At 29.3% G+C, this 1,336-nt stretch carries 1 protein-coding gene; it reads right to left on the bottom strand.

Going from position 1 to position 1,336, the window contains the following annotated elements; translation table 11 throughout:
* Nucleotides 1-130 precede the first annotated feature (130 nt).
* The gene (ribD, locus tag Q0352_RS07890) at nt 131-1,201 is read right to left on the bottom strand and encodes a bifunctional diaminohydroxyphosphoribosylaminopyrimidine deaminase/5-amino-6-(5-phosphoribosylamino)uracil reductase RibD (protein WP_299526232.1); all 1,071 of its coding nucleotides are present in this window, start codon (nt 1,199-1,201) and stop codon (nt 131-133) included.
* Nucleotides 1,202-1,336: the final 135 nt, after the last annotated feature.

Raw genomic sequence — 1,336 nt, 5'->3', positions numbered from 1 at the left:
AACTCATCAATACTTACTTTAACGTCATCTTCAGATGTAATTGGAAAAACATAACCAATAAACTTACTGCCTTTGTCTTTAAAAAGCGCATCGCCATTTGAGACTTCTATTGTTCTGTATGTATCTTTTTCTAAAATAATTTTAATCTTTTGAAATTATTAATATATACTTTTAAAATATCATCTGATATTTTTTCAATTTTAATAGGTGTTTTTTTTATTTCAGGTGATTTTAATCCTTCTCCAAAAAAAGTATTTCCAACAAAAACAAAAGCTTCATCCCATAAACTTTCATCAATAAAGCTTTGTAAAGTTTGCTTTCCTCCTTCAATAATTACTGATTGAATTTCATGTTTATATAAAACTTCACAAATTTGTATAGGTACATTCCCATTAAAATCTATTTCCTCATAAATCACCTTATTTTGAAAACTTACATTAGAAGAATTTTTAGTTAAAACTATGGTTTTAACATTTCCGTCAAACAAATTATAATTGTTTGGTATTCTTAAAGTTCTATCAAAAACTATTCTAATTGGATTATTGCCTTCCCAACTTCTAGTTGTTAAACTAGGATTGTCATTTAAAGCTGTAACTGTTCCAACCAAAATTGCCTGCTCTTCTGCTCTCATTTTATGCACTAGTTGTTGCGAATATGTATTTGAAATCCAGTTTGGAGAATTTTCAGAAGTTTCATTACGTAATTTATCTATAAAACCATCAGCTGTTTCAGCCCATTTCAAAATTATATAAGGTCTTTTCTTCGTATGAAATGTGAAGAAACGCTTATTTAATTCTTTACATTCAGCTTCCAAAACACCAACAATTACATTGCACCCGTTATCTTTTAAATACTTCACTCCTGCTCCACTAACTTTACTATTAGAGTCTATAATTCCAACAACAACATTCTTAATACTATTATCAACAATTAAATTTGCACAAGGAGGTGTTTTTCCGAAATGCGAACAAGGTTCTAAGCTTACATAAATTGTAGCCTTTTTCAAAAGAGATTTATCTTTAACTGAATTTATCGCATTTACCTCGGCGTGTGGTTCTCCTGCTTTTCTATGCCAACCTTCACCAATAATAACATTATTTAAAACAATAACGCTCCCAACCATTGGATTTGGATAAGTTTTTCCCAAACCATTTTTAGCCAATTGAATGCAGCGTTTTATATATTTTTCGTGTATATTCACAGCGTAAAAATAACATTTTAAAATGACTCTTAACAACTTTAAAATCAGAGAAATTCAAGTTGAAGATAATCCAAAAATAGCAAAAGCTATTCGTGATGTGTTAATAGAATTTGGAGTTCCAAAAGTGGGAACTGC

Source organism: uncultured Lutibacter sp. (genome assembly GCF_937891065.1).
Taxonomy (GTDB): Bacteria; Bacteroidota; Bacteroidia; order Flavobacteriales; family Flavobacteriaceae; genus Lutibacter.
This window is presented reverse-complemented; position numbering and strand designations above follow the sequence as displayed.